Origin of the sequence: Streptomyces sp. SM1 (genome assembly GCF_002910825.1) — a bacterium.
Classification (GTDB): Bacteria; Actinomycetota; Actinomycetes; order Streptomycetales; family Streptomycetaceae; genus Streptomyces; species Streptomyces okerensis.
In genome coordinates, this window is record NZ_NEUB01000597.1 from 1 (window position 1) to 5353 (window position 5353).

Here is a 5353-nt window from a genome sequence, read left to right on the forward strand (position 1 = left end):
CAGGAGGTCGCCGAGGAGGCGGCACAGGTCGGCCAGGTCACCGGCGGCGCCCGCGCGCTCCAGCAGGCTCATCGCGCGGACGTAGTGCTCCTCCGCCTCCTCCGGCCGGCGGGCGTCCTCGGCGATGATGCCGAGCAGCCGGTGCGCGGCCGCCGCGTGGACCGCGCCCCGCTCGGGGGACAGTCCGCCGAGCACGTCCCGCAGCAGGACCGCCGCCTCACCCGAACTGCCGCGCCGGTGCAGTACGTCGGCCAGTTCGACCGTCAGCTGGCTGCTGTAGAGGGCGGCACGGGTCGCGGACAGCATGTCCAGCGCCTCCCGCATCTCCTTCTCCGCGCGCTCCAGTTCGCCGTTCTGCGCGTACACGTACCCGCGCATCCAGTGGCAGTTGGCCAGCTCGGTGCGCAGTCGCAGTCCCCGGTACAGCTCCGCGGCCTTGGCCAGCGACGCGTCCGCCTCGGCCAGGCGGCCCTCGGCGAGCAGCGTGCGGGCGACGGAGCGGTGCATGCGCGCCACCAGCGCCGGGTCGCCGGACTGCGGCGCGAGCGCCAGCGCGAACTCCGCCGCCTGCGCGGCACGCGCGTGCGCTCCCATGTCCATGTACGGCCCGATCACACTGGCGTAGAGCAGCAGCAGCGCGTCCGGGTCGTGCAGACCGCCCCGGTTGAGCTCGTCGAGCGTGGACTCCAGCAGGTAGACCGCGTACCGCAGTTCCCCCGCGAGGTAGTGCGCCACGGCCCGCCCGCGCAGTGCCGGTACCCGGGCGGTCAGCGGCGCGTCGCCGAGCCTGGCCTCGGCCCGCTCGAAGTACTGCCGTCCCTCGGCCAGTTCACCGGTCTCCAGCGCGCACTCCCCCAGTCCGAGCAGCGCGGCGGCCTGCTCCTCGGCCAGGGCGTGCGTCTCCGCCTCGGCGAGCAGTCCGGTGTACTGCTCCACCGCGGTACCGGCCTCGCCGATCGCGAGCGTGCGCTGCGCCTCGGTCAGCCGCAGCCGCAGTTCGGTCACCAGCCGGGCCGGGCGCCCGGTCGCCAGTTCGTCGAACTCGACTCCCAGACGGTCGGCGAGATGGCGCAGCGCGTCGTCGGAGGGGCGCACCCGTCCGGCCTCCAGCGTGGAGATGTACGCGGGCGTGTACACCGGCTCGGCCAGCTGTTTCTGGGTCATCCCGCGCTGTACCCGCAACTGCTGCACCCGGCGTCCGATGGTTCCCTGCTCGTCCCGCTCCCCCATGCCAACTCCCCTAGCGCCCCTTGCCGTTCGTGTGCGGCAGCCCCTAGGTTAAACCGCGGATTAAACGTGCTTAACCCATCGCTGTTGCGAGGTCGCCGTGCTGGAACGCACACGTACCACCGAGCGTTACGCCCGAGGCTTCGCCGCGGCCGTCGCCGCGGTCGCGGCGCTGGTCCTGGCGGCGAACGCGGGCCCGGCCAAGGCCGACGACCCCGAGCCGGACCGGCAGACCACGGTGCCCGTGGAAGCGGCCGTGCGCTAGGGCTGTCCGAGGGATCAGGGTGGATCCAGGCGGATCGAGGCGGAGGAAACCGGCGGTCCCCCACAGCCGTGCGGCGGGCCGTCAGTCGGGCAGGGCCCTGCGCAGCGCCGTGTCCAGCCGCTCCGCCAGCTCCTCGTCCGACCGGTCGGTCCTCCCGAGGAGCGGGCCCAGCTCGGTGATGAGGGTCTGGGTGAACGCCCCGTACAGCGGGGTCCTCGGCCGGTGCACCGCGTCGCGCAGGGCCTCGTGCAGAACGGTGGCGGCGTAGAGCGGACGGCCGCCCTTGTCGCGCGGCACCGGGTCCGCCCCCTCCCCCGTCGACACGGACGGCGCGGCGGTGACCGTCGCACAGCGCTCACCACCTTCGTAGGCCGAGGTCCGGGTCGCGACAGCGGCACGGCGAGCCGCCGGTACACCGGCCCTCCCCCCGTCCCGGCCATCAGCCCTCCCCCGTTCCGGCGCGGGCGACCTCGTCCTGCAGGGCCGCGCCCAGGTCGTCACCGGCGTCCAGGCAGCGTCCGCCGCTCGCGTCGGCGATCCGGTGCTCCGGTCCGTCCTCGTCGCAGCCACCGCTCTGCAGGGACACCACGGTCACCGGGACGAGGGACGTCCCCGCCCGGTCCAGGACCTCGTCCAGACGCCGCCCGGTCAGCCGGTCGTTGTCCTCGCCGTCGGTGATGTGCACGATCAGCTGGGGGCGCCCGTCGTCGCCCCCGCGCCCCTTCATCTCGTCGAACGCGGCCAGCAGCGCCGCGTACGGATCGGCCTCGGCGTCCCGCACCCGGGCGCCCGCGGCGACCGCGCGCTCGGCGTCGGGCCGCCGGTGCGCGGCGAGGTCCAGGAGCGTGTCGTACGTCCGGCCGCCGGTGTCCGCCACCGCCCACACCCCGTACTCGTCCTGACCGCCCAGCCCGCGCAGCGACTGCCGCAGCAGCCCGGGTCCGCCGCTCGGTCCTTCCCACCGGTCGGCCATCGAGCCGGAGCTGTCGAGCAGGAACAGCACCCGTCCGGGCCCGCCGGCGTCCTGGTAGGCGCGCAGCACCCGCGCCATCGCGTCCCGTCCGGCCGACTCGTCGAGCGGAGTGGGCGCGCTCAGCATGCCGTGATCGTTGACCGCGCCCGGGTACAGCGGTTCCCGGCTGTCCGCGGCACGGAAACCGTCCCGGGCGAACACCGCCCGGCCTCCCTCACCGGTCAGCCAGTCGCGGAAGCCGTCCACCGACGCGTCCCTGGCCCGCTCGTCGCGGTCGGCGCCCCGCCAGCGGACCCGCACGAGCACCGGCTCCACGCCGGGGACGTCCTGCGGGTACTGGGCGAGACGCGGGCTGCGCGTGGTGCGCCCGCAGCCGACACCGCTGCGCAGCAGGAACTCCGGAACGAGGGCGGCGGTGCGGTCGTCCACGGCATCGTCGTCGGGCAGCGTGCACAGCAGGTCGGTGGCCGTGGGGGAGGGCGACCCGAACTGGGCGACCAGGCGTTCCCCCCGGGAGACGTCGCGCGCCTGCGCGCCGTACAGGCCGATCGTGGCGAGCAGCCCCACGTCCGTGTGCTCCGGGTCGGGACGGTGTACGGCGGCGTTCTCGTGGCGCGCGGTGAGGGCGTCGATCATCTCGGTCAGGGTCAGCCCGGTGCGGTCCTGCAGGGCCTCGGAGCCGATGGCGTGCGGGACGGCGAGCACGACGGGGGAGTAGGCGAGGGGCTCCTCGTCGGGTTCCAGGGTGGCGACGGCGTCCGTGTCCCGGCCGTCCTCGGCCCGGCCGACGTCGGCACGGGAGGCGGGGATCCGGATGTCCGGCTGCGGGCCGATGTCCCGCTGCGGGTTGAGGTCCTCGTCGTGGGGTTCGTGCCAGGCTCCGGTCCGACTGCGCAGGGCGCCGACCACGTCGGAGGAACCCGCGCTGTAGACGGTGACGCCGGTACGCCGGCAGCCGTCGCCGGTGGTGTTCCCGTCGGAGGTGAGATAGGCGTCGGCGGCGGCGCGGACGGTCGCCTCCAGATCCGGGTCGGTCAGCACCCGCAGCTCCGGCGCGGGGGCACAGGGAACGCTCTCGGCGCCGAAGAACCCTCGGAGGGCGTAGCCGCCGAAGCCGAGGAGTCCGGCGACGATCACAGCCGGGAGGACGAGGCGGAAGACGCTCCGCCGGCCGGTCCCGGGGTCGGTCCCGGCCTCGCCCCCGGTCCCGGTCCTGTCCTTGGTCCCGGTCCTGTCCTTGATCCAGGAGACAAAGGCGCGTAACCGGCCGAGCCCCGCGGTGAGAAGACCCAGGAGCAGCAGACGCGTCCGGTCACCGGGATGTCCCCCCCTCCGGAGCCGCCGGTTCCTGGATCGTCCACCGGAAGATCCAGGTCCACGTCCGTCGTGCCCCGTACCGCCTTCCGCGTCAGCAGCACGTCCACGCGCCGCTCGGCCTTCAGCAGCGGCACCCACGGTTCGCCGCGCATCGTGCGGTGGCCGAGCACGGTCATGCGTTCCCGCAGCCGGTCGGCGAGGTCCGACAGCCGTGCCCCGCCGTCCGTCTCCTCGCCCAGAAGCCTCACCAGTTCGGCGGTGAACGGTGTCGGTGTCCGGCCGTCGCCCGCGTCGATACGGTTGTTGGCCTGCACGCTCATCAGCAGCACCCGCGACTTCTCGCGGAAGGTCTCCAGGACCCAGGCCGCGTTGCCCGCGAAGCAGCAGTCGAGGATCACCACGATCCGCTGGGCCGGACTGGCCATCAGCACCGTCAGCAGGGTGGTGAGTCTCTCCGCGCCGGGGAACACCGTCCATTCGTCCGCGACCACCCGGGCCTTGCGCATCTGCAGGTACAGCTCGTCGGCCGCGCTGGGGATGGCGCCGTGCCCGGCGAAATAGAGCAGCAGCACCCCCTCCGCCTCCTGCGCCGCCCGGTGCAGCGCCTCGCCGAAGTCGTCCAGGGACGGCGAGTGGGCGGTCCTGATCTCTCCCTCGCCGAAGGCCCCGCCGCGCTCCAGCGCCTCCCGCAGCCGGTTCACGTTGTGCTTGACCGCGGGGAGGTCGCCGGGCACCCCGTGCGGGGGATCCGTGAAGTCGTACTCCGAGACGCCGACCAGCAACGCCCGGTTCGCCCGCTCGCGCGGGTCGTAGGGGATCACCGGCCTACCTGTCGTCGACGTTCACCGGTTCGACCTCGGCGTCCGGCGGATCTCCGGACTCGACGGCGTTCCGGTTGGCACGCCAGGCCGACACCGCCCGTTTGACCTGCTCCAGCAGTTCCTCGAACATCACGGCCGCGCCCGCCCCCGTGACGACGAGGACGATGTCCATGCCGACCCCCATCGGGGCGCCGGTGCCGTCCGTCCCGGGCCGCTCGTATATCCGTAACTCGCCCGCGTCCATCCGTTCGTGGAGCGGTTGCTCCCGCTCCAGCCACTTGCGCAGCGCCCCGATGTCCCTCTCGGCCGCCGTACCGTCCAGGCGTACGCGAATACCCTGGGTGGCCACACCGTCCCCCTCAGCCATAACTCACCGTCATGGCACCGCGGTCGCCCGCTGGGGAGGGTTCGTACGTCACTCAGCTCTGTGTCTGCAACTGCCGCAGCTGGCGGCGCACATGATCCAGCGCGCCCTCCCGCCGGCCGGGCACACGCCCACGCAACTCCGCCAGCGCCGGGCCGATCTCACGGGCGTGGACCGGGTCACCGATCCGGCCCCACTGATGGTGCGCCCGGTCCACCGCGGCCTCGACGGCGGGCGCGTCCACCGGCTGCCCCGCGGACAGCCGCGCCGTGGCCACCGAAAGCCAGGCACGGCAGCTGTGCGCCGCGTCCCCGGCCAGCATCGCCAGATCGGCCCGCACCTCGGTCCAGTGCATCGCCTCCTCGGAGACGGGCCCGTGCGCGAGA

The 5353-nt window shown here is 73.8% G+C and carries 6 protein-coding genes and 1 pseudogene; 1 reads left to right on the forward strand and 6 read right to left on the reverse strand.

What is annotated here, in order from left to right; all coding sequences use genetic code 11:
- Nucleotides 1-1230: helix-turn-helix transcriptional regulator (locus B9S61_RS14650; protein ID WP_103542651.1), on the reverse strand; the 1230-nt coding region annotated here is incomplete at its 3' end.
- Nucleotides 1231-1327: 97 nt separating this feature from the next.
- Between B9S61_RS14650 and B9S61_RS40845 the strand changes: the two genes are divergently transcribed.
- Nucleotides 1328-1492, forward strand: a complete 165-nt coding sequence (locus B9S61_RS40845) for a hypothetical protein (RefSeq protein ID WP_181007374.1) — start codon at nucleotides 1328-1330, stop codon at nucleotides 1490-1492.
- 81 nt (nucleotides 1493-1573) lie between these two features.
- Here B9S61_RS40845 and B9S61_RS14655 read toward each other — a convergent pair whose 3' ends face one another.
- The 5 genes and pseudogenes from B9S61_RS14655 to B9S61_RS14675 all read right to left on the reverse strand — a co-directional run.
- Nucleotides 1574-1816: a hypothetical protein gene (locus B9S61_RS14655; RefSeq protein ID WP_146064845.1), complete on the reverse strand. Its 243-nt coding sequence runs from the start codon at nucleotides 1814-1816 to the stop codon at nucleotides 1574-1576.
- A 115-nt stretch (nucleotides 1817-1931) separates the two neighbouring features.
- Nucleotides 1932-3602 (reverse strand): vWA domain-containing protein, encoded by a 1671-nt coding sequence (locus tag B9S61_RS14660; protein WP_258039658.1) that lies wholly within the window; start codon nucleotides 3600-3602, stop codon nucleotides 1932-1934.
- Complete coding sequence (locus tag B9S61_RS14665; protein WP_103542653.1) at nucleotides 3599-4603, reverse strand: caspase family protein; 1005 nt, start codon at nucleotides 4601-4603, stop codon at nucleotides 3599-3601. The genes B9S61_RS14660 and B9S61_RS14665 overlap by 4 nt, the downstream gene beginning before the upstream one ends.
- Nucleotides 4604-4607: 4 nt before the next feature.
- The gene (locus B9S61_RS14670; RefSeq protein ID WP_258039659.1) at nucleotides 4608-4952 is read right to left on the reverse strand and encodes a hypothetical protein; all 345 of its coding nucleotides are present in this window, start codon (nucleotides 4950-4952) and stop codon (nucleotides 4608-4610) included.
- A gap of 70 nt (nucleotides 4953-5022) precedes the next feature.
- Nucleotides 5023-5353 (reverse strand): annotated as a pseudogene (locus tag B9S61_RS14675) (hypothetical protein); the annotation flags it as partial.